Annotated in this window: 1 protein-coding gene; it reads right to left on the bottom strand. The window is 60.9% G+C overall.

Annotated elements, in window-relative coordinates; all coding sequences use genetic code 11:
* Window positions 1–172 precede the first annotated feature (172 nt).
* Window positions 173–541: an SPW repeat protein gene (locus tag EN964_RS36470; RefSeq protein ID WP_127266517.1), complete on the bottom strand. Its 369-nt coding sequence runs from the start codon at window positions 539–541 to the stop codon at window positions 173–175.
* Window positions 542–639: the final 98 nt, after the last annotated feature.

The following is a 639-nucleotide window of genomic DNA, read 5'->3' as shown; positions in this document are numbered from 1 at the left end:
GGCCGATCCAGTACCAGAGGTTGAACTGTGTTTCCTGTTACTCATGTCCATGGCGGCCACTTCACACAAACGCGGGATAGATCGCCGAACCGGAACGGCATCAGCATCGATTGTGGTCTCGCGCGTAAAAAAAGAGCGGGCCCGGAAGATCCGGACCCGCCAGCGGCTATGATCAGGCTGCAGAAAGCGGTCGGTTGTTCGCGAGCCAAAGGCTGGCTGCTGCCAGGGCCGCAACCACAACGCCAGCGATGACGTGCGACCACATTGCTGCCGCCAGGCCGGCAAAGCCAAGCACCCAAGGTGCGGCCACAATCCACAGGCCGACGACAAGGTTCGCCCATTCTTCAAATTTGTGGAACGCCACCAACGCGCGCGCCGCGATCAGAACGGTGATTACGCCCGCGATGAAGGCGTGCCAGACGGCAACAGCATCGGCAGCATAGCCAAGGAGCCAGGGCGAGAGCGCCAGCGCGATGCCGGCAAGGATATTTACGACATCGAGCGCCGGCCTGCTGCTGTCGGAAGTGAGATTCTTCAACATCGATCATTCTCCTTTCCTGCGTTTCAGTACGTCAATGTACCGCCCTTGAGTCGAGGGCGGGTGCGGCAGCGGGCCTGTTCGGCCCGATGCCGCAAAGC

This window comes from Mesorhizobium sp. M7A.F.Ca.CA.001.10.2.1 (genome assembly GCF_003998575.1).
GTDB lineage: Bacteria > Pseudomonadota > Alphaproteobacteria > Rhizobiales > Rhizobiaceae > Mesorhizobium.
Note: the sequence above shows the minus strand (reverse complement) of the source record. Positions and strands in the feature narration are given on the sequence as shown.

Coding starts and splice junctions, on each gene's coding strand:
- EN964_RS36470 (WP_127266517.1), bottom strand. CDS start 541: ATGTTGAAGAATCTCACTTCCGACAGCAGCAGGCCGGCGCTCGATGTC.